The sequence below is a fragment of the Fodinicurvata sediminis DSM 21159 genome, from assembly GCF_000420625.1.
Classification (GTDB): domain Bacteria; phylum Pseudomonadota; class Alphaproteobacteria; order Kiloniellales; family DSM-21159; genus Fodinicurvata; species Fodinicurvata sediminis.
On sequence record NZ_ATVH01000016.1, the window covers coordinates 243,694 to 262,500 of the forward strand.

General features: G+C 59.3%; 17 protein-coding genes. 12 read left to right on the plus strand and 5 right to left on the minus strand.

Annotation, left to right across the window (positions count from 1 at the left end):
- Nucleotides 1–5 precede the first annotated feature (5 nt).
- Complete coding sequence (gene lipB, locus G502_RS0113890; RefSeq protein ID WP_022729286.1) at nt 6–689, minus strand: lipoyl(octanoyl) transferase LipB; 684 nt, start codon at nt 687–689, stop codon at nt 6–8.
- 147 nt (nt 690–836) lie between these two features.
- On the opposite strand from lipB, the gene G502_RS20320 reads away from it, so the two are divergent.
- The 5 genes from G502_RS20320 to G502_RS0113915 all read left to right on the plus strand — a co-directional run bounded on the left by G502_RS20320 (nt 837) and on the right by G502_RS0113915 (nt 6,596).
- A complete protein-coding gene (locus G502_RS20320; protein WP_022729287.1) occupies nt 837–3,143 on the plus strand; it encodes an NADP-dependent malic enzyme in 2,307 nt (768 codons plus the stop codon).
- Nucleotides 3,144–3,147: 4 nt separating this feature from the next.
- On the plus strand, nt 3,148–4,539 hold the full coding sequence (gene mgtE, locus G502_RS0113900; RefSeq protein WP_022729288.1) for a magnesium transporter: 1,392 nt from the start codon (nt 3,148–3,150) through the stop codon (nt 4,537–4,539).
- Between the two features lie 59 nt (nt 4,540–4,598).
- The gene (locus tag G502_RS20325; protein ID WP_022729289.1) at nt 4,599–5,240 is read left to right on the plus strand and encodes a glutathione S-transferase family protein; all 642 of its coding nucleotides are present in this window, start codon (nt 4,599–4,601) and stop codon (nt 5,238–5,240) included.
- Between the two features lie 28 nt (nt 5,241–5,268).
- Entirely contained in the window at nt 5,269–5,712 is a 444-nt protein-coding gene (locus G502_RS0113910) for a PaaI family thioesterase (RefSeq protein ID WP_022729290.1), read from the plus strand.
- A gap of 203 nt (nt 5,713–5,915) precedes the next feature.
- A complete protein-coding gene (locus G502_RS0113915; RefSeq protein ID WP_022729291.1) occupies nt 5,916–6,596 on the plus strand; it encodes an SDR family oxidoreductase in 681 nt (226 codons plus the stop codon).
- A 32-nt stretch (nt 6,597–6,628) separates the two neighbouring features.
- Here the strand turns inward: G502_RS0113915 and G502_RS0113920 are convergent, their stop codons facing one another.
- From G502_RS0113920 to putA, 3 genes are all read right to left on the minus strand, one after another.
- A complete protein-coding gene (locus G502_RS0113920) occupies nt 6,629–8,050 on the minus strand; it encodes a sensor histidine kinase (RefSeq protein ID WP_022729292.1) in 1,422 nt (473 codons plus the stop codon).
- A 239-nt stretch (nt 8,051–8,289) separates the two neighbouring features.
- The gene (locus G502_RS20330) at nt 8,290–8,712 is read right to left on the minus strand and encodes a PaaI family thioesterase (RefSeq protein ID WP_022729293.1); all 423 of its coding nucleotides are present in this window, start codon (nt 8,710–8,712) and stop codon (nt 8,290–8,292) included.
- 67 nt (nt 8,713–8,779) lie between these two features.
- Entirely contained in the window at nt 8,780–11,935 is a 3,156-nt protein-coding gene (gene putA / locus G502_RS0113930; protein WP_022729294.1) for a bifunctional proline dehydrogenase/L-glutamate gamma-semialdehyde dehydrogenase PutA, read from the minus strand.
- 116 nt (nt 11,936–12,051) lie between these two features.
- Between putA and G502_RS0113935 the strand changes: the two genes are divergently transcribed.
- From G502_RS0113935 to bfr, 3 genes are all read left to right on the plus strand, one after another.
- Entirely contained in the window at nt 12,052–12,576 is a 525-nt protein-coding gene (locus G502_RS0113935) for an Lrp/AsnC ligand binding domain-containing protein (RefSeq protein WP_022729295.1), read from the plus strand.
- A 93-nt stretch (nt 12,577–12,669) separates the two neighbouring features.
- Complete coding sequence (locus G502_RS22835; RefSeq protein WP_081649817.1) at nt 12,670–12,885, plus strand: (2Fe-2S)-binding protein; 216 nt, start codon at nt 12,670–12,672, stop codon at nt 12,883–12,885.
- Between the two features lie 109 nt (nt 12,886–12,994).
- Nucleotides 12,995–13,480: a bacterioferritin gene (bfr, locus tag G502_RS0113940; RefSeq protein ID WP_022729296.1), complete on the plus strand. Its 486-nt coding sequence runs from the start codon at nt 12,995–12,997 to the stop codon at nt 13,478–13,480.
- Here the strand turns inward: bfr and G502_RS0113945 are convergent.
- On the minus strand, nt 13,477–13,662 hold the full coding sequence (locus G502_RS0113945) for a hypothetical protein (RefSeq protein WP_155957860.1): 186 nt from the start codon (nt 13,660–13,662) through the stop codon (nt 13,477–13,479). The two genes, bfr and G502_RS0113945, sit on opposite strands and share 4 nt — an antisense overlap.
- 448 nt (nt 13,663–14,110) lie before the next feature.
- On the opposite strand from G502_RS0113945, the gene G502_RS20335 reads away from it, so the two are divergent.
- The 4 genes from G502_RS20335 to G502_RS0113965 all read left to right on the plus strand — a co-directional run bounded on the left by G502_RS20335 (nt 14,111) and on the right by G502_RS0113965 (nt 18,395).
- Nucleotides 14,111–14,947 carry an enoyl-CoA hydratase-related protein gene (locus tag G502_RS20335; protein WP_022729298.1) on the plus strand — a complete coding sequence of 279 codons (837 nt, stop codon included), beginning with the start codon at nt 14,111–14,113 and terminating at the stop codon, nt 14,945–14,947.
- A gap of 27 nt (nt 14,948–14,974) precedes the next feature.
- Nucleotides 14,975–16,864 carry a potassium/proton antiporter gene (locus G502_RS0113955; RefSeq protein ID WP_022729299.1) on the plus strand — a complete coding sequence of 630 codons (1,890 nt, stop codon included), beginning with the start codon at nt 14,975–14,977 and terminating at the stop codon, nt 16,862–16,864.
- A gap of 184 nt (nt 16,865–17,048) precedes the next feature.
- On the plus strand, nt 17,049–17,969 hold the full coding sequence (locus tag G502_RS0113960; RefSeq protein WP_022729300.1) for a hydroxymethylglutaryl-CoA lyase: 921 nt from the start codon (nt 17,049–17,051) through the stop codon (nt 17,967–17,969).
- A 3-nt stretch (nt 17,970–17,972) separates the two neighbouring features.
- Complete coding sequence (locus G502_RS0113965; RefSeq protein WP_022729301.1) at nt 17,973–18,395, plus strand: DUF1489 family protein; 423 nt, start codon at nt 17,973–17,975, stop codon at nt 18,393–18,395.
- The last annotated feature ends 412 nt before the right edge of the window (nt 18,396–18,807 follow it).

The following is an 18,807-nucleotide window of genomic DNA, read 5'->3' on the forward strand; positions in this document are numbered from 1 at the left end:
AAGGCTCAGGCTTCCTCGAACGTAGCCAGGAAGCTGCGATAGAGGGCAGCGTCAAGGTCATCGAAGGTGACGGGCAGGCCCTGGTCGACCAATGAAGTGACGCCGTGTTCACGGATGCCGCAGGGGATGATTCCCTGGAAATGCGAAAGATCGGGTTCCAGGTTCAGTGAGATGCCGTGAAAGGTGACCCATCGGCGTACGCGTACGCCGATGGCTGCAATCTTCTTTTCCTGTCCGCTTTTCTCGTCGACAATCCAGATCCCAACCCTGCCTTCACGGCGTTCTCCGCGCAGATTGAATTCCTGGAGCGCGCGTATCAGCCAGTCCTCCAGGCTGTGAACGAACAGCCTGACATCCGGGCGCCGCTTCTTGAGATTCAACATGACGTAGGCTACGCGCTGGCCGGGACCATGGTAGGTGTACTGCCCGCCACGCCCGGTCTCGTAGACGGGAAACTGCGGGCTCAGAAGGTCGGAAGGGTCGGCGCTGGTCCCGGCGGTATAGAGCGGGGGATGCTCCAGCAGCCAGACGGCTTCCCGCGCCTGGTCAGCCGCGATTTCGGCGGCCCGCTGTTCCATGGCCTCCAGCGCCTCGGGATAGTCTATGGCGGTTGTTGAAAGCCGCCATTCGGCACAGCCGGGGCCTGGATCGGCATAGAGGTCTGTTTCGAGCAGAGCTGTTTTGTCCATGATGATTTGCTTGTTATGCTTTCGGGCTTGCTCTCAGAGCCATGCCTTGCGCTTCGGACTTGTGTTCGTCAAGGCTTGGTCTAGTTTCGATCCACCCCGATCCTTTTAGGTGATCGGCTCCCGCCAGAAAAGAACAAGGGACAGTCCATGACAGACAATCTCTCCGAAGCCGCACTGGCGTATCATCGCCAACCAAGGGCCGGAAAGCTGGAGGTCACGGCGACCAAGCCCCTGGGGAATCAGCGCGACCTGGCTCTGGCCTATTCGCCGGGCGTTGCGGCGGCCTGTCATGCCATTGTCCAGGATGAGGCGGAAGCCTCGACAGTCACCACACGCGGCAATCTTGTGGGAGTCATCACCAACGGGACGGCGGTCCTTGGGCTCGGCTCCATTGGCCCGCTGGCTTCCAAGCCGGTAATGGAAGGCAAGGCCGTCCTTTTCAAGAAGTTCGCCGGAATCGATGTTTTCGATATCGAGGTCGATGAGGGGGACCCGGAAAAGCTGATAGAGATCATCGCTTCGCTGGAGCCCACCTTCGGTGGCATCAACCTTGAGGATATCAAGGCACCTGAATGCTTCATCGTCGAGGGGGCGCTGCGCGAGCGGATGGGCATTCCCGTCTTTCACGACGACCAGCATGGCACGGCCATCATCGTGAATGCCGCCATCTATAACGGCCTGCGCCTGGTGAAGAAGTCGGTCGAGGACATCAAGGTTGTCTGTTCCGGGGCTGGGGCGGCCGCGATTGCCTGTATGGACCTGCTGGTGAGTCAGGGGGTCAAGCGCGAGAACATCTGGGTGACCGATATCGCAGGCGTCGTCCATGAGGGGCGTACGGACGAGATGGACCCCTGGAAGGAGAAATATGCTCAGAAGACCGACAAGCGGCACCTGTCAGAGGTGATCGAGGGCGCCGATGTCTTTCTGGGATTGTCCGTTCCCAATGTGCTGAAGCCCGAGATGGTCAAGCAGATGGCGCGTGATCCCATGATCCTGGCACTGGCCAACCCGGTGCCGGAGATCATGCCCGAGGAGGCCCGTGCCGTGCGCTCCGATGCCATCATTGCCACGGGACGCTCGGACTATCCCAACCAGGTCAACAATGTCCTCTGCTTCCCGTTCATTTTTCGGGGTGCCCTGGACGTCGGTGCCACGACAATCAACGAGGACATGAAGCTGGCTTGCGTGAAGGCGATTGCCGATCTGGCCATGGTGGAGTCCTCGGAAGTGGTAACCCAAGCATATGGTGGCCAGCCCACTTCTTTCGGGCGCGATTACCTGATCCCGCGGCCCTTCGACCCGCGCCTGATCATCCAGGTGGCACCCGCCGTCGCCAAGGCGGCCATGGACAGTGGAGTTGCAAAGCGTCCCATCGAGGACATGGCGGTCTATCACCAGCAACTGAGCGAATTCGTTTTCCGTTCAGGTCTGGTGATGAAGCCGGTCTTCGAACGCGCCGCGCAGGATCCCAAACGGGTCTTCTTTGCGGAGGGCGAGGCCGAACGGGTGCTGCGTGCCGCTCAGGTCCTGGTCGATGAGGGCCTGGCGCGGCCGGTGATCTGTGGCCGGCCCAAGGTGGTCGAGAAGCGAATCCGCAAACTGGGCCTGCGGATTCGCGAAGACGAGGATTATGACCTGATCAACCCGCTCAGCGATTCGCGCTACAGCGAGTACTGGCGTCTCTATCACAGCCTGATGGAGCGCAAGGGGGTGTCTCCCGACCAGGCGCGTACCATCGTGCGTACGGATGCCACCGTGATCGGGGCCCTGGCTGTCCTGCGCGGGGATGCCGATACCATGGTTTGCGGTGTCGAGGGTCAGTACAAGAACCACCTGAGGCATGTGGACGACATCATCGGCAAGGCGTCTTCGGTTCACGACTACTCTGCGCTCAGCCTGCTGATTACCCAGAAGGGCACATTCTTTGTTGCCGACACCTATGTCAGTGACGATCCCACGGCCGAGGAAGTGGTCGAGATGACGGCGATGGCAGCGGAATCCGTGAAGCGTTTCGGCATCGAGCCGAAGATTGCCCTGATCTCGCATTCCAACTTCGGCAGTCATGATGATTCCTCGGCACGGAAGATGCGCAAGGCCACCGGCCTTTTGCACGAGAAGTACCCCGAGCTTGAAGTCGAAGGCGAGATGCATGCCGACGCGGCCCTGTCGGAAGATATCCGCACGCGAATTTTCCCCAATTCACGTCTGAAAGGGGCCGCAAATCTGCTGATCATGCCAACCATCGATGCGGCAAACATTTCCTTCAACCTACTGAAGGTCCTGGGCGATGCGCTTCCGGTTGGGCCCTTGTTGATCGGTGCGGCCCGCCCCGCTCATATCGCAACGCCTTCGATCACCGCCCGCGGAGTTGTGAACATCAGTGCAGTTGCGGTTGTGGACGCCCAGTGCCGCGAGCCATCACCTTCCAAGAACGCAGACAACGGCAAGGGCTGAATTCGTGGCCGAAGTGGAAACGCGCCCTCCTGAACCTGATACGGAAGACGAGGTCGTCGGTCTTTCCCCTTCACTCGTGCGTGGGGTGGATGAGGCCCTGGACAACGGTGATGAAGAGGCCGTCAGCGAACTGATCAGCGAGCTCCATCCGGCGGACATGGCGGACCTGCTTGAAAGTCTGGTGCCGGCTAAAAGGGATGAACTGCTCGGGCAAATTGGACAGACACTGGACCCGGAAGTTCTGTCCTACCTGGACAGTGACCTGCGCGAAGAGGTGGCCGAAACCCTGGGCGCCAAGGAAGTGGCGCGTGTTCTGAAGCGGCTGGAAAGTGATGACGCGCTGGAGTTCTTCGAAGACCTGAGCGAAGACCTGCGCACCCAAGTCCTGGCGCGTGTGCCCGTCACGATCCGTCGGCTTCTTCAGGAAGGCCTGGAGTATCCAGAGGATTCCGCGGGCCGTCTGATGCAGCGCGAGGTTGTCGTGGTGCCCGCCATCTGGTCAGTCGGTGAGACCATCGATTACATGCGTTCCCACAAGAAGCAGATGGAGCGCGACTTCTACGATCTTTATGTCGTGGATCCCCGCTATCGCCCGATCGGCAAGATACCGCTGTCCAGGGTCCTTAGGAACAAGCGGCACGTTCCCATCACGGAGCTGCTGGACGAGGGAGTTCGCACCGTGCCTGTGACCATGGACCAGGACGATGTGGCCTTTCTCTTCAAGCAGTATTCGCTGCTATCGGCCCCGGTTGTGGATTCGTCCGAGCGGCTTGTCGGTGTCGTGACCATCGATGACATCGTCCATGTGGTCGAGGAGGAAGCCGAGGACGACCTTCTGAAACTGGGCGGCGTGACGGAGACGAATGTCTACAGTGCCGTTTTGGAGACGACCAAGTCGCGTTTCACTTGGCTTTTCGTCAATCTCGGTACGGCGGTCATGGCTTCGCTGGTCATCGGCGTTTTCGAAGCCACCCTTCAACAGGCTGTGGCACTGGCCATCCTGCTGCCGATCGTGGCCTCCATGGGCGGCAACGCCGGCACCCAAACCGTCACGGTGGCCGTGCGTGCCCTGGCCCTGAAGCAGCTTTCCGGAGGGGGAGCGAAGCGCTTCATTACCAAGGAGCTTCTGGTTGGCCTGGCCAACGGAGTCTTGTTTGCCGTCCTGGTGGGCCTTGTTGCCTGGATATGGTTTGGCAATTCCCTGATTGGCATGGTGATCGCGATGGCCATGGTCATCAACATGGTGGCGGCAGGACTGTTCGGGACTCTGATTCCCATTACGCTGGAACGCTTGAACATTGACCCCGCAGTGGCGTCCTCGGTCTTCCTGACCACAGTGACGGATGTCGTTGGGTTTTTCGCTTTCCTGGCATTGGCCGCGCTCATCCTGTTGTAAGGGCCCGGCAAGCCCGGGCCCTTGGCCTCTTGCGGCAGTGGAAGAAGGAGTATTCAGGAATGTATCGACTATACTGGTCTCCCTCGACGGGGGCCTTTGCACCCGAAGCCCTATTGAACGAAATAGGGGCCCGCTACGAGCGTGTGTTCGTGGATACGCGCAAGAACGAACAGAGTTCACCCGATTTCCTGAAGCTCAACCCTCGTGGACAAGTGCCGGCGTTGGAGCTCCCTGACGGCAGTGTCATGACCGAATCGGCAGCGATGATGCTGACACTTTGCGAACGGCATCCGGAATCCGAGCTGCTGCCACCCCCGGGAGAAGCGGCGCGTGCCCAGCTCTATCGTTGGCTGTTCTTCGCGGTTGCCAATATCTACGAAGCGATTCTGCGCCGCTATTACAGCGATCGCTTTACTGTCGATCCGATGGGCGGTGAAGCCATTCAGCGTCAGGCTGAAAAGGATTTGGTGAGTTATTGGGGGATCGTGGAACAGGAGGCGTTGTCCGAGTCGGGTGGCCTGCAAGGTGCCGGTTTCAGCTTGCTCGACATCTACTTGTCCATGCTTGCGGCTTGGCAGCCCCAGGCCAAGGATGTACTGGAAACACATCCCAGGCTTGCGCGCATGGTCGGCCGGGTCAGTCAGCGCCCCGCAATTGCACCCGTGTGGAACGAGCATTTCGCCCTCAAGGCGCAGGCTTGATCACCAGATTTCGAAACGGAAGACTTTCATGACAGATTTCCAGCCGGCAGACCCCCAGTGGGAAGCGCGTGTGCGCGCCTCGTTCGACCGCCTGGGGATCATGAAGACCCTGGGGGCACGCCTTGGGAAGATCGCACCCGGAAGTGTTGAGATCCTGCTGGAGTATAATGAGGGGCTCAGCCAGCAGCATGGATACTTTCATGCGGGCGTGACCTCCACCATTGCCGATTCCGCGGGGGGCCTGTCTGCCTACAGTCTGTTTCCTGTGGGCCGGGCCGCCCTGTCCGTGGAATTCAAGATCAACATGCTCAATCCGGCAGATGGCGATTGCCTGCGCGCCGTTGGCAAGGTCCTGAAACTGGGACGAACCTTGTCGATTTGTGAAATTGAGGTCTACAGCCAGAGGCAGGAAAGAGAAAGTCTTTGCGCAAAGATGCAGCAAACCCTGTTTCAGGTGGCCGCGCGAACATGATGCCGGCTTTCCCTATCCCGAGCTGGGATATATTTCCCGGCCATGTGAAAAGCTCAATCCTGGCAAGATGCAGGAGAACAGTTGTTGCGCTCTGCCCGGCTCTGTGAGAACGGTGCGACCTTCAGCTGGGTAGAGTCCTGGCTCGCCGGCCGGGTGTCGCATGTGTGCCCAGGCCAGTTTTTTCGTAACGGGGGTAGGTTTCCTTGTCGACTGTCCTGATAACCGGTGCCAATCGCGGGATCGGACTGGCGCTGGCCAGCTGTTTCGTGGAAGAGGGCTGGGAGGTGCATGCCTGTTGCCGGCATCCGGAAAAGGCCACCGCCCTGAAGGCCCTGGGCGAGTCTGTCACGATTCACAGGCTCGATGTGATGGATATGCTCCAGACCGAGAACTTGGCCCGCAGCCTTTCCGATGTGCCGCTTGATATCCTGGTGAACAACGCAGGGGCAAAGGATCCGGGGTCGCCCTTTGGAAAGGTTTCTTACGAGGAATGGTCGCGCGTTTTTGCCATCAACACCATGGCCCCCCTTCACTTGGCAGAACGCTTTGTCGACCAACTGGAAAGGGGCTCGAGGAAGCTGATCGTCAACATCAGTTCACGCATGGGATCCATTGGCGATAACGACAGTGGCGGCAGCTATATTTACCGCTCCAGCAAGGCGGCCCTCAACATGGTCACGCGCTCGCTGTCCATAGACCTGGCTGACCGTGGAATATCCGCAATTGCCGTACATCCTGGCTGGGTGCGCACCAAGATGGGCGGACCGAATGCACATCTGGACACCGATGAATCGGCAGGCTCACTGAAGGATCTGATGCTCAATCTGCGTCCGGAAGACAATGGGTGCCTGCTCAATCACGACGGCCAGCGGCTCCCCTGGTAGCCACCTTTGGCCGGGTAGCAGGCACCGGGATTTCAGAAGGATGAATAGTGAGGCGTTTCCGAGGCGCCCTGGGTGGACGGCTGCAGACTGTGGTCCATCGACAGGGGCTCGGCCTCGTCGTTGGCCGATGAAGCCGTCTGCTCCTGCATGACACGGGGCAGGGTGACAACAAAGCGTGATCCCTGACCGGGCGTGCTTTCGGCAACGATATCACCGCCAAGTTCATGCGCCAGATCCTGCGCAATGGCCAACCCCAGCCCGCGTCCCGGCCGTATATGGTCCTTGCGCTGCTTCGAGCGGTAGCCAGCCTCGAAAATGCGTTCCAGCTCATCCTTGGGGATGCCGACACCTTCGTCCCATATCACGATGGCCAGTTGCTCGTCCGAAAGAGGCTCTGCTTTCAGGCCCACGGACCGTCCCTTCGGCGTAAACTTGATGGCATTGCCTAACAGATTGATCAGGATCTGGGCTATGGCCCTCCGGTCACCCTTGACCATCCAGGGCCCGACCGGGCCAATATTCGACCAGTTCACGCCGGCACGTTCTGCTTCCAGCGACAGGATGACAGCAACTTCCGCGACGATTTCGGCCAAAGGCAGCTCGTCCTCAGACCGCGGCTGCCTTTCCTCTTCAGGCTGCTTTTCCTCCACGAAGGTGGTGATCACGCGCTGTAGATGTGAGGCCGCCGCGGATATGCTCTGCAGGCAATGAAGATAGCGTGAGGGCAGCGGCCCATAGGGGCTTTTCGTTGCAAAATCCGCATATCCCATGATGGCGTTCAGGGGCGAGCGCAGTTCGTGGGCCAGGCGCGCGAGCCGTTCGGTCTCGCTTTCGTCTTCTTCATCCTGCTGATCGCTGGTCTTCAGGCCATAGCGCAGTTCGGATACCTCTATGGCCAGGCGTTCCATCTCCTGGATGAGGCGGTAGTAGCTGTCCTCGTCGACTTCACTGTCGACAGGCTGCCGGCCTTGGGGTTGCCCGCGGTTTATAGCGTAGGATTCCCAAGGAGCAGCGGTTCCGCGGTAGCCCAGATATCGCCCGGTGGCCTCGTCGAAATAGGCGACGCCGCAAAGGCTGATCACATCGCCCTCTCCATCGGGGGAGGTGATGTGGAACAGGAGATTCCGGAAAGGGCGGCGCGCCTCGACCGCACGATGCAGGCGGTCGCGACTTTGTTCATCCGCCTTCTGCTCGGCCTCCGAAAAGAGTGACAGCAGAGGCTCTCCGACGAGCTTGTGGGCCAGGCGCCCCAACCCCCGTGCGACGGGTGCACTGACATAGGTCAGGCGCAAGTCGCTGTCGGTCTCCCAAAGCCATTCGGCAGAAGCGCGCAGAAAATCCTCGGAGCGCCCTTCAGCCGGACCTGATGGTTGGCTGGTTTCGCTCCGTTGTGCATCCGCATCTGCGGTGGTGCGTTCGGGGACGCCTATCATGGACACGCCGGTGGACGGCATGGAAATCCTTCCATTTCCCCATCGCCTTCTACCTGAGCAATCTAGCTCGAGGCAGTGTGAGAAATCAACTTTCACTATAACACATTTTTAACATTTTTTTAGACAGATAAAGACATTTTTCCTCTGTGGAACAGATTTGTTGGTGAAGGGCGTGCGGTGCCGGTTGAACTGAACCTCTGCGAGCCTTCGAAAATGAGCTCGAAGCAGACTGGCCAAAAATCAGCTGGCCGCGGTTCTGCTTATCCCACGTAGCGGAAAGTGCCTTCTGCCTGCGCCAGGAGTGCGCCGCTTTCATCACGAACGTCACAGCGGCTGAAGAAGATGCTGCGCCCACCTCCGACCTTTTCGCCGATGGCCGTGATCCTGCGTCCCGGTTGTCCCGGTTCGATGAACTGGACATTCAGGGACAGCGTGACGGCCTGTCGCTGGCCTTCCGGCATGTCGGGATGTGTGCCGGCATAACCGCAGGCGGCATCCGCCAGCGTCGAGGTCATGCCGCCATGAAGGACCTGGCCACGATTGAGGTGGAAGGCCTCCACCTGCAGGTCGAGTTCCACGCGGTTGAGCTCCCATGATGTGATCTGTAGCCCGACATGGGCACCAAAGGCGCCAGTCTCGTGGGTACTATCATGGGAAACGGGAGGTTTGCTGGAGTCTGTCATTGCTGATTTGAAAAGAAGAGGAAGGGCGGTCCTGCCTGCAGAAGACAAGGGGCAGGACCGCAAACAACTACATGGGGAGGTCTTCACTCATGGACATGAGAGAGGCATTGCCCCCTGCCGCCGTGGTGTCAATGGAGATGACGCGCTCGGTCGCGAAGCGGTGCAGATAGTGGGGTCCTCCGGCCTTGGGCCCCGTTCCCGACAGACCCTCGCCGCCGAAGGGTTGTACGCCGACAACAGCGCCGATCATGTTCCGGTTCACATACATGTTGCCGACGCGGATGCGCCGGCGCACGAAGTCGACGGTCGAGTCGATGCGTGTATGTATGCCGAAGGTCAGGCCGTAGTTCAGGGCGTTGATGTCCTCGATCAGCTTGTCCATTTTTTCTGCCTTGTAGCGCAGGACATGAAGGACAGGCCCGAAGACTTCGCCCTGAAGGCGGTTCAGCGAGTCGATCTCGAAGGCCACGGGCGGCACGAAGGTGCCCTTGTCGGCAGACTCCGGCGCCGAGGCGCGGGCGATCAATCGCCCTTCGGCTTCCATACGATTGATGTGACCGTTCAACATGTCCCGAGCTTCGGAATCTATGACCGGGCCGACATCGGTGGACAGCCAGGCCGGATCACCTACGCTCAGTTCAGAAATGGCCCCGGAGAGCATCTTCAGCGTCTTCTCGGCAACATCCTCCTGAATGCAGAGGATGCGCAGGGCCGAACAGCGTTGACCTGCGGACTGGAAGGCGGAGATCACCACATCGCGAATGACCTGCTCGGGCAGCGCCGTTGAGTCCACAAGCATGGCATTCTGGCCACCGGTTTCCGCGATCAGGGGCACAATGGGCCCTTCGCGCTTGGCCAGGCTCTGGTTGATCAGCCGCGCCGTTTCCACGGAGCCCGTGAAGGCGATGCCGGAAATCCGCGTATCGGCAATCAGCGCGCCTCCGATCTTGGCGCCGTCCCCGGGGATCAGGTGCAGAACGTCCTTGGGAATCCCCGCTTTGTGGAGCAGCCGCACGGCTGCGGCAGCTACCAGTGAAGTCTGTTCGGCGGGCTTGGCGATAACACAGTTTCCGGCCACCAGTGCGGCCGAAATCTGGCCAGTGAAGATGGCCAGGGGGAAGTTCCAGGGGCTGATGCAGAGGAAGGTGCCGCGTCCGTGAAGTCCGTATTCGTCGATTTCTCCGGTAGGCCCGGGCAGTTTCAGCGGTGCGCCGAAATCCTCGCGCGCCTTCATGGCATAGTAGCGACAGAAGTCGACCGCCTCGCGCACCTCGGCGATGGCATCGTTGGGTGACTTGCCGGCTTCCTTGATGCAGATGGCCATCAGTTCGGCCGTGTTCTCCTCCATAAGGTCGGCCATCCGGTCCAGGCAGGCAGCGCGCTGGTCGGCAGGTGTTTCGTTCCAGGAGAAGTGCGCTTTCGTGGCGATCTCCAGCGCTTCCAGGGCCTGTTGCGGCGTCGCATTCACGACCTGTCCAACGACCTCCGTATTATCGGCTGGATTACGAACATCTTCGGCGCGCCCCTTGGCCTCCTTGCCATTGATGATAGGCGCAGCACTCCAGTGCTTCTCCGCCTTCTCACGCATGCTCTGTGAGAGGGGCGACATGACCGAGATGTTGGTCAGGTCAAGTCCCGCCGAGTTCCTTCTTGCGTCCCCGTAGATATTCCGGGGCAGGGGGATGTGCGGGTGTGGCACATGTTTCAGCTTCTTGGCCTGCTCGACCGGGTCAGCCACCATCTCCTCGATGGGCAGGTCCTCGTCCTGGATGCGATTGACGAAGGAGCTGTTGGCCCCGTTTTCAAGTAGGCGGCGGACCAGGTAGGCCAGCAGATCTTCGTGGCTGCCGACGGGGGCGTAGATGCGGCAGGGTCGATTGTGCTTCTTTTTGCCGACCACTTCTTCATAGAGGGCTTCCCCCATGCCGTGGAGGCGCTGGAATTCGTATTCCTGATTGTCGCCTGCAAACTCCAGGATGGCTGCCAGGGTCTGGGCGTTGTGCGTGGCAAACTGGGGGTAGAAGACATCCGTGTTGCTCAGCAGTTTCTTGGCACAGGCCAGATAGGAGACGTCTGTCAGCACCTTGCGCGTGAAAACGGGATAGCCGGGATACCCCAGTTCCTGGGCGTGCTTGATCTCGGTGTCCCAGTAGGCGCCCTTGACCAGGCGCACGTTCAGCCGGCGCTGGTGCTTGCGGGCCATATCCGCCAGCCAGTCGATCACCATATGAGCCCGTTTCTGGTAGGCCTGGACGGCCAGTCCGAAGCCGTTCCAGCCGGCCAGATCAGGATCACCGGAGACGGCTTCGATGACATCGAGTGAGATGTCCAGGCGATCTGCTTCCTCGGCGTCGACGCAGAGGGCAATTTCCTTCTGCTTGGCATCGAGGCAGAGCTGCTTCAGGCGCGGTACGATCTCGCTCATGACGCGGTCGCGATGTGCAAACTCATAGCGCGGATGCAGGGCGGACAGCTTCACCGAAATACCGGGACTGTCATCGATGTTCTTGTCTGCGCCGGCTTTGCCGATGGCGGCGATGGCATCACGATAGGACTGGTAGTAGCGATCCGCATCCTCCATGGTCCGTGCGGCTTCGCCGAGCATGTCATAGGAGTAGCGGTATCCCTTTGCCTCCACGGGCTTGGCCCGCTCGAGCGCTTCTTCGATGGTGCGTCCCATGACGAACTGGCGGCCCATGATGCGCATGGCCTCGCGCACGGCGCGCCGAATCACGGGCTCCCCAGATCGCTGGACAAGGCGGCGCAGCACCCCACCGACATTCTGGCGGTCCGCGTCATTCAACTTCACCACACGGCCCGTGAGCATCAGGGCCCAGGTGGAGGCGTTGACGAAAAGGGACTCACTGGCGCCCACGTGCTTGTCCCATTCCGCCGAGCCAATCTTGTCCTTGATCAGCTTGTCGACGGTATAGGAATCCGGTACGCGCAGCATGGCCTCGGCCAAGCACATCAGGATGACGCCTTCCTTACTGGACAGTTCGTATTCGTGCATGAAGGCATCGATACCGCCCTGTCCGATGCGCGAGTTGCGCACGGCCTTGACCAGGTCCGTGGCCTTCCGTTCGACCCTGTGACGCGTGTCTGCATCGGATTCCGCAAGCTTGATCAACTGATTGACGGTCTCCGTTTCGTCGGCATGCGTGGTCTGGCGCAGCTTCTGGCGCAGTGTGCTGACCTCGGCCAGTGCAGGATCGATAATCATGGGCTAGCTCCCTTATTCGTGCGCCCTCTGTGCCCTTTGTAAAATAGCGATACAAAGAAGCTGATAATTCTGATAAATTGCGAGCACAGGCAAGATTTTGCAAGGAAATAGCAAAAATGGCAGCAAAATCATCCAAGGAAATTGCTTCTGATAGGGTTTTGGACCAGGTGGACCGCAATATCCTTCGTGCCCTGCAGGCAGAGGGCCGGCTGAGCAACGTCGAACTGGCACGGCGTGTGAATTTAAGTCCCACACCCTGCCTCGAGCGCGTTCGGCGTCTTGAACGCGAAGGCTATATAAAGGGCTACCGCGCAATCCTGGATCCCATGAAGCTCGACGCCGCCCTGATGATCCTGGTCCAGGTGACACTGGACCGTACGACACCGGAAACTTTCGAACAATTTCGCAAGATTGTCGAGGGGCTGCCGGAAGTACTGGAGTGCCACATGGTTTCAGGTGGCTTCGATTACCTGCTTAAGGTGCGAATGCCCGATATGGCGACCTATCGAAAGTTCCTGGGCGAGGGGCTGGCCGAAATGTCGGCCATCGCCCAGACCCATTCCTATGTGGTCATGGAAGAGGTCAAGACAGACAGCCCGCTGCCCATTCACGAACTCTCCGAGGCCTTAGAGACAGAATGATGAAAGCGTGCAGCGAATAACGATTTCAAGGTTATTGACATTCATTCGCAGTCGCGCTAGAGAGACTGTATCGAAAGTCAGAAGTGGTTTTCCATGTACGTTTGTCTCTGCAACGGATTTACCTGTCGGGATGTGCGCCGCTCCATAGAGGAGGGCGCAGGGACTGTTGGACAGGTTTACAAGGCCCAGGGCGCGAAGCCCAATTGCGGGCGCTGCCGGGAAACCATCAGTGATATTCTGACAGAAGGGCGGACATCTTCTGAAAGTCTGCCTATGGATGCTCCAGCTTTTCCGATCGCTGCAGAGTGACAATCACGCCTTTTTCCTGATAGCCTGAGAACCTGTCTCTGGCGACACTGCTGTTTGTCGCTGGCGCGACAGGAATGAACTCAGGTATGACTGCAGGAGAGAGACGGGCATGAAGGGTGACAAACAGGTCATCGAGTACCTCAACAAGGTACTCACCAATGAGTTGACGGCGATCAACCAGTATTTCCTGCACTCGCGCATCCTGGGTGATTGGGGTGTGTCCGAACTGGCGGGCAAGGAATACGAGGAATCCATCGACGAGATGAAGCACGCTGATCAGTTGATCAAGCGTATCCTCTTCCTTGAGGGCCTTCCGAATCTACAGGATCTGCACAAGATCATGATCGGAGAGGACGTGAAGGAGATCCTGGAGTGCGACCTCAAGCTGGAAAGCAAGGCCATCCCACTTCTTCGCGAGGCGATCACCCACTGCGAACAGGTGCACGATTACGTCAGCCGCGAACTGTTCGAGAGCATCCTCGAAAGCGAGGAAGAGCACGTTGACTGGCTGGAAACCCAACTCGGGTTGATTGGACGCATGGGGCTGGAGAATTTCATCCAGATGCAAACCGGCGCCAACGAATCCGAGGGCTAAGCCGAAACCACTTCTTTTTCAGGCAGGTGTTCGAGTTCTGCTACACGTCTGCTGGCGTTCTGGCCTGCAGGAGTCGTGGCAGGTTCCTTCGAGACGGCGAGCTTTTCTGCTTTCCGGGACCAGGTCTCCTGTCGCGTCAGGCGGAAAAGCAGTGCGGGATCCAGGGTGCGCAGGACGGTCATTCTTGTCTCCCAGATAATGATAATGAATTTCATTATCAAATTTATCGACTGGCTGACAAGATTTCTTTGTCCTTCAAACGCTTCATGGAAGCTGGCCGATTTCGCGTCACTCTGGAGCCGTGATTGTCCAAGCTGCGAGACCTGCTAACTTTTGCTTAAAACAGCAGTTCCATGATATTGGAAATGAAGAATTATCCCGAGTTTGGTATTTTTCTCGCCATGCTGGAACCAATGCCATAGTGGGGCAGGGTATTCTTGTAGCGATATGCGTGTGAATCGGTCTGCCAGATCGAGCCAGACGTGACAGTTTTCCGTTCAGCCCCCGGCTGTTATCTTAACGTCGAGATCACAAAGGAGTCGATCCTCATGACATGCATGAACTCTGTCTCTGCATTGCAAGACAGCCGTTATGTCCTGGGGCCGGCCGTACTTGGGAGCATGTTGGCGAATGCATGAGCCTTTGTTCCGGGAAGAGCGCAGGGAGGACGGTATCGTTCGAATTATCCTGGCGCGCCCCGAAGTCCACAATGCCTTCAACGATGCCTTGATCGCCGGCCTGAGCCGGAGCCTGGAGAGGCTGGACAGCGATCCGAACGTTCGCCTTCTTCAACTCGCCGCTGAAGGTGCATCATTTTCCGCAGGCGCCGATCTGAACTGGATGGAGGCGATGGCCAGCTATAGTGAGTCCGAGAACATCCGGGATGCCGAGGCGATGGCGGGCCTGATGGAACGCCTCAACAGCTTTTCAAGGCCGACGATTGCCGTGGTTCAGGGGGCAGCCATGGGCGGCGGTGTTGGCCTTGTCGCTTGCTGCGATATCGCTTTGGCGGCCGATACGGCCATTTTCGCCCTGAGTGAGGTCAGGCTGGGGCTTATCCCGGCCGTCATCTCGCCCTATGTTCTTGATGCCATAGGCGTGCGTGCGGCCAGACGCTACTTCCAGACGGGCGAGAAATTCTCGGCGGAAGAGGCCTGTCGCTTGGGATTGCTGCACGAGGTTGTGGTTCCGGAGCAATTGGAGGCTCGGGCCGAAGCCCTGTCGGACAGCCTTCTGACCGGAGGTCCAATGGCCCAGCGCGCGGCCAAGGAGCTGATCTTTTCGGTCGAGGCAAACCGCCGTTCGTCGGAGTTGAAACGGGCAACAGCGGCGCGGATTGCGCGCCTGCGCGCCTCTCATGAGGGACGTGAAGGCATTCGTGCCTTCCTGGACAGATCGACACCCTCATGGCGTGATGTCAGGGAAGAGAAGCCAGTCACAGCGTCCAGAGGAAACAAGAAAGGATAAAATCGGCCGGCCCGGTCGCACAGGAACATGGAATTTGCCAATCAACTGATATTCATGGGAGGCGCCCTGCTGCTGGTCAGTATTCTGGCGGGCGTGCTGTCCTCACGAATAGGTGCCCCTCTTCTGCTGGTCTTCCTTGGTCTCGGGATGTTCTTCGGTGAGGATGGGCCGCTTGGCATTTCCTTCGACAATTTCGATCTGGCCTATCTGATTGGCAGTCTGGCTCTGGCCATCATTCTGTTCGATGGCGGCCTGCGAACGCCCTACAGGTCCATCAAGCTTTCCTGGGCGCCGGCATCCCTGCTGGCCACAGTGGGAGTCATTATCACGTCTGGGTTGACTGGTCTGTTTGCCTGGGCCGTTTTGGATTTTGGACTGCTGCCCTCGCTGTTGGTAGGCGCGATCGTAGGCTCCACTGATGCCGCGGCGGTTTTCCTGCTGCTGCACCAACGCGGCATGGACCTAAAGCGCCGGGTTGGAACCACCCTCGAGGTGGAATCGGGCGTCAACGACCCCATGGCCATATTCCTGACCATTACACTGGCCGAACTCGTGTCCACGGGTGTCACGGACATTACCTGGGATATCGCCCAGAGCTTCCTGCTTCAGCTGGGGGTGGGCGCCGCCTTCGGGGTGCTGGGAGGGTATGCACTTGCCTGGCTGGTCAACAAGCTGGAGCTTGCGCCCGGCCTCTATCCCGTTTTCGTGATTGCCGGTGCGCTGGTCGTGTTCGGCGGTGCACAGCAACTTGGTGGCAGTGGCTTCCTTGCGGTTTACCTGGCCGGCATCATCGCGGGCAACAAACGCCTGCGGGCCAACCAACTGATCCGCAGGTTTCATGACGGAATTGCCTGGGTGTGTCAGATCGGGATGTTCCTGATGCTGGGTTTCCTGGTAACGCCCAGCAGTTTGCTGCCGGATCTCTTGCCTGCCGGTCTGATCGCCCTGGGACTCATGTTCGTCGCACGTCCGTTGGCTGTTGCGATCTGTCTTGCGCCCTTCAATTTCTCGCGAGAGGAACGCCTTTTCATCGCCTGGGTCGGGTTGCGCGGGGCCGTTCCGATCTTCCTTGCCATCATTCCGCTGCTCCAGGGTGTGGTCGGTGGCATGCAGTACTTCAATGTCGCCTTCATCGTGGTTCTCAGTTCACTGATCCTGCAGGGTTGGACGGTACCCCTTCTGGCCCGACGGCTGAACATCGAGCTGCCTCCCGCGCCCGAGGACAAGGGCAAGCTGGATTTCGAACTGCCTTCCGGCTTCGACCGGGAAATGGTGGGCTATCGCATCGCAGACACCAGTCCCATGGTGAACAAGTCGATCGACGCGCTGCGCGTGCCGGATCGGGTCCGCATCCTTGCGCTCCTGCGCGAGAATGTCGTGGTGCCGCGGCAGCTGATCAAAACCCTGAAGCCCAATGACTATCTTCTGGCCGTTGCACCACCGGAGCAGGTCCTGCTGCTGGACCGCCAGCTGCTGCCGCGTCGGCGCAGCGGGGCCAAACGCGAAGATGTGACCCTGGGTGATTTTTCCTTCCCCGGCACCACGGCACTTGGCGCGATTTCGGATGTCTATGACCTTCCGGTCACCAAGCAGGAACGCGAGATGCCCCTGGCCGATTTCCTGCGTAAACGTCTTGGCAAGACGGTTTCCGTGGGCGATCGCCTGCCCCTGGGGGCCATCGAACTGGTGGTGCGTGACCTGAATGACGAGGGGATAACCGAGGTCGGAATCTGGCTGGAACCGGCACAACCCCAGCTGTTGCCTGAACGCCTGATTGGCCTCTTCCATCGGGCGACTGCGGTCTTCCGCAGGGGTTTGCCGTGGGTTTCCACGACACACCACGAGGCGAGCGCCGATGAAACCGAGCAAGCGGCACAGGAGGGGGCGCCGGTACCTGTGAAGGACGGCAAGAGCTAGGAGCCTCTCTTTTCTTTTCCTGTTGGCTTCAGGCTAGGGTTAGCCATGAAAAGGCAACATACCATCGCCTTGGCTTAAGGTGGCATTGTGATTCAGGGTCATCTTTCAGAAAGTGGCTTTTCGATACAGAGATCACAGTTGGTTTCTTGATGGTTGTTCGGGTAAAGCAAGGTGGCAGGTGCGCATGAGTGAGTTGCCGAAGGCCGTTCGGCTTGTCGAGGTTGGTCCGCGAGACGGCCTGCAGAACGAGTCGGCCCACCTGCCGGCCGCTGTGCGGGCGGATCTGATCATGCGGCTGGCAGAAGCCGGATTGACCCATATCGAGGCCGGGGCCTTTGTCAGCCCGCGCTGGGTGCCTCAGATGGCGGCCACGGCCGAGGTGATGTCATTGCTGCCGCAAAGGCCGGGTGTCAGCTACCCTGTGCTGGTGCCCAACGAGAAGGGCCTGGATGCGGCGCTCGAGGCCGGGGCCAGGGAGATCGCGGTCTTTGCTGCTGCCTCCCAGAGTTTTTCCCAGCGCAATATCAACTGTTCCATAGAGGCCTCGATGGAACGCTTTGCCCCTGTGGTCGAGCGGGCGCTGGACGCGGGCCTGAAGGTCCGAGGCTATGTCTCCTGTGTATTGGGGTGCCCCTACGAAGGTGAAATCGACTCGAGTGCGGTGGCCTGGGTGGCGCGGGAGCTGCGTGGGCTCGGCTGTTATGAAATCTCGCTGGGGGACACAATTGGAGTCGGCACCCCCGGCCGTGCGCGCGCCTTGGTCAAACGGGTCTCGCAGGATGTTCCCCTGCCGGAACTGGCAGTCCATTTTCACGACACCTATGGCCAGGCCTTGGCCAATATCTATGCCTGTCTGCTGGAAGGAGTCTCTGTGGTGGATGCTTCGGTGGCAGGTCTCGGCGGCTGCCCCTATGCGGCCGGCGCCAGCGGCAATGTTGCCAGTGAGGATGTGGTCTACATGTTGAATGGTCTCGGGATTCGCAGCGGGATTGATCTGGATCGTCTGGTTGCGGCCGGAAACTTCATTTCGGAGCAGATTGGCCAGTCCTCGCGCTCACGTGTTGCCCTGGCGCGGGGCGGAGCTGTAGCTCGCGAAGAGGTGTAGGTCTTGGCTGAGTTGCATCTGATCAAGCTGTCTGTCGGCAGCGAATCGGTCGAGAGCCTGAAGGCGTTCCAGGAAGAACGCCTAGCTGTTGCTGGAGGCCTTTGGCACGACACCCGTATGATCCCACGCCGCCGGGGCGAGCTTCTGGAAGGCGGCTCGATCTACTGGGTGATCAAGGGGCTGGTGCAGGCACGCCAGCCACTGGAGGACATAGAGGAGCGGAGCGATGACTCCGGCCGTTCCTATGCGCGCCTTGTTTTGAGGCCAGGTCTGCTGCGTGTGGCGCCACGTCGGCAGCGGCCTTTCCAGGGGTGGCGTTACCTGACGGCTGCACAGGCGCCAGCCGACCTGGGCGAGACCGGGGATACCCTGTCCGAGGCACCGCCGGAGATGCTGGCCGAACTGCGGGAGTTGGGACTGTTGTGAGCCGGGCTTCACGGGACTGCAAAATTTTTCTGGCATGATTTGAATTTTGCTCTGGACAGCACCGGCCGATATCCCTAAATAAGCACTTGTCGCGGCGCTGAAGGCGCTCTGCCTTAACTCCCGCGGCTTCCCGAAGACAAAAAATTCAGACAGCGTCTGAAAAGACGTTGAATGGACTTGTCTTCGTGGATATACTCTTTGCTCTTCCGTTCAGGGACGAAATGGTCTGGAAGCACTGCTTCCGAACGGGAGACTTTGGCCCTTACCTCGTGTGAGAGCCGGCTCTTTGACATTGTAGTTAGATATTGGAAGGGATACGCGGACGGCGGTTTTGTGCTTTGGTTGCATGGGCCGTTATTTGTTTGGCGTATCCTGGCTTCGAGCCCTCTGAGGTTAAGACCTTGGAGGATGC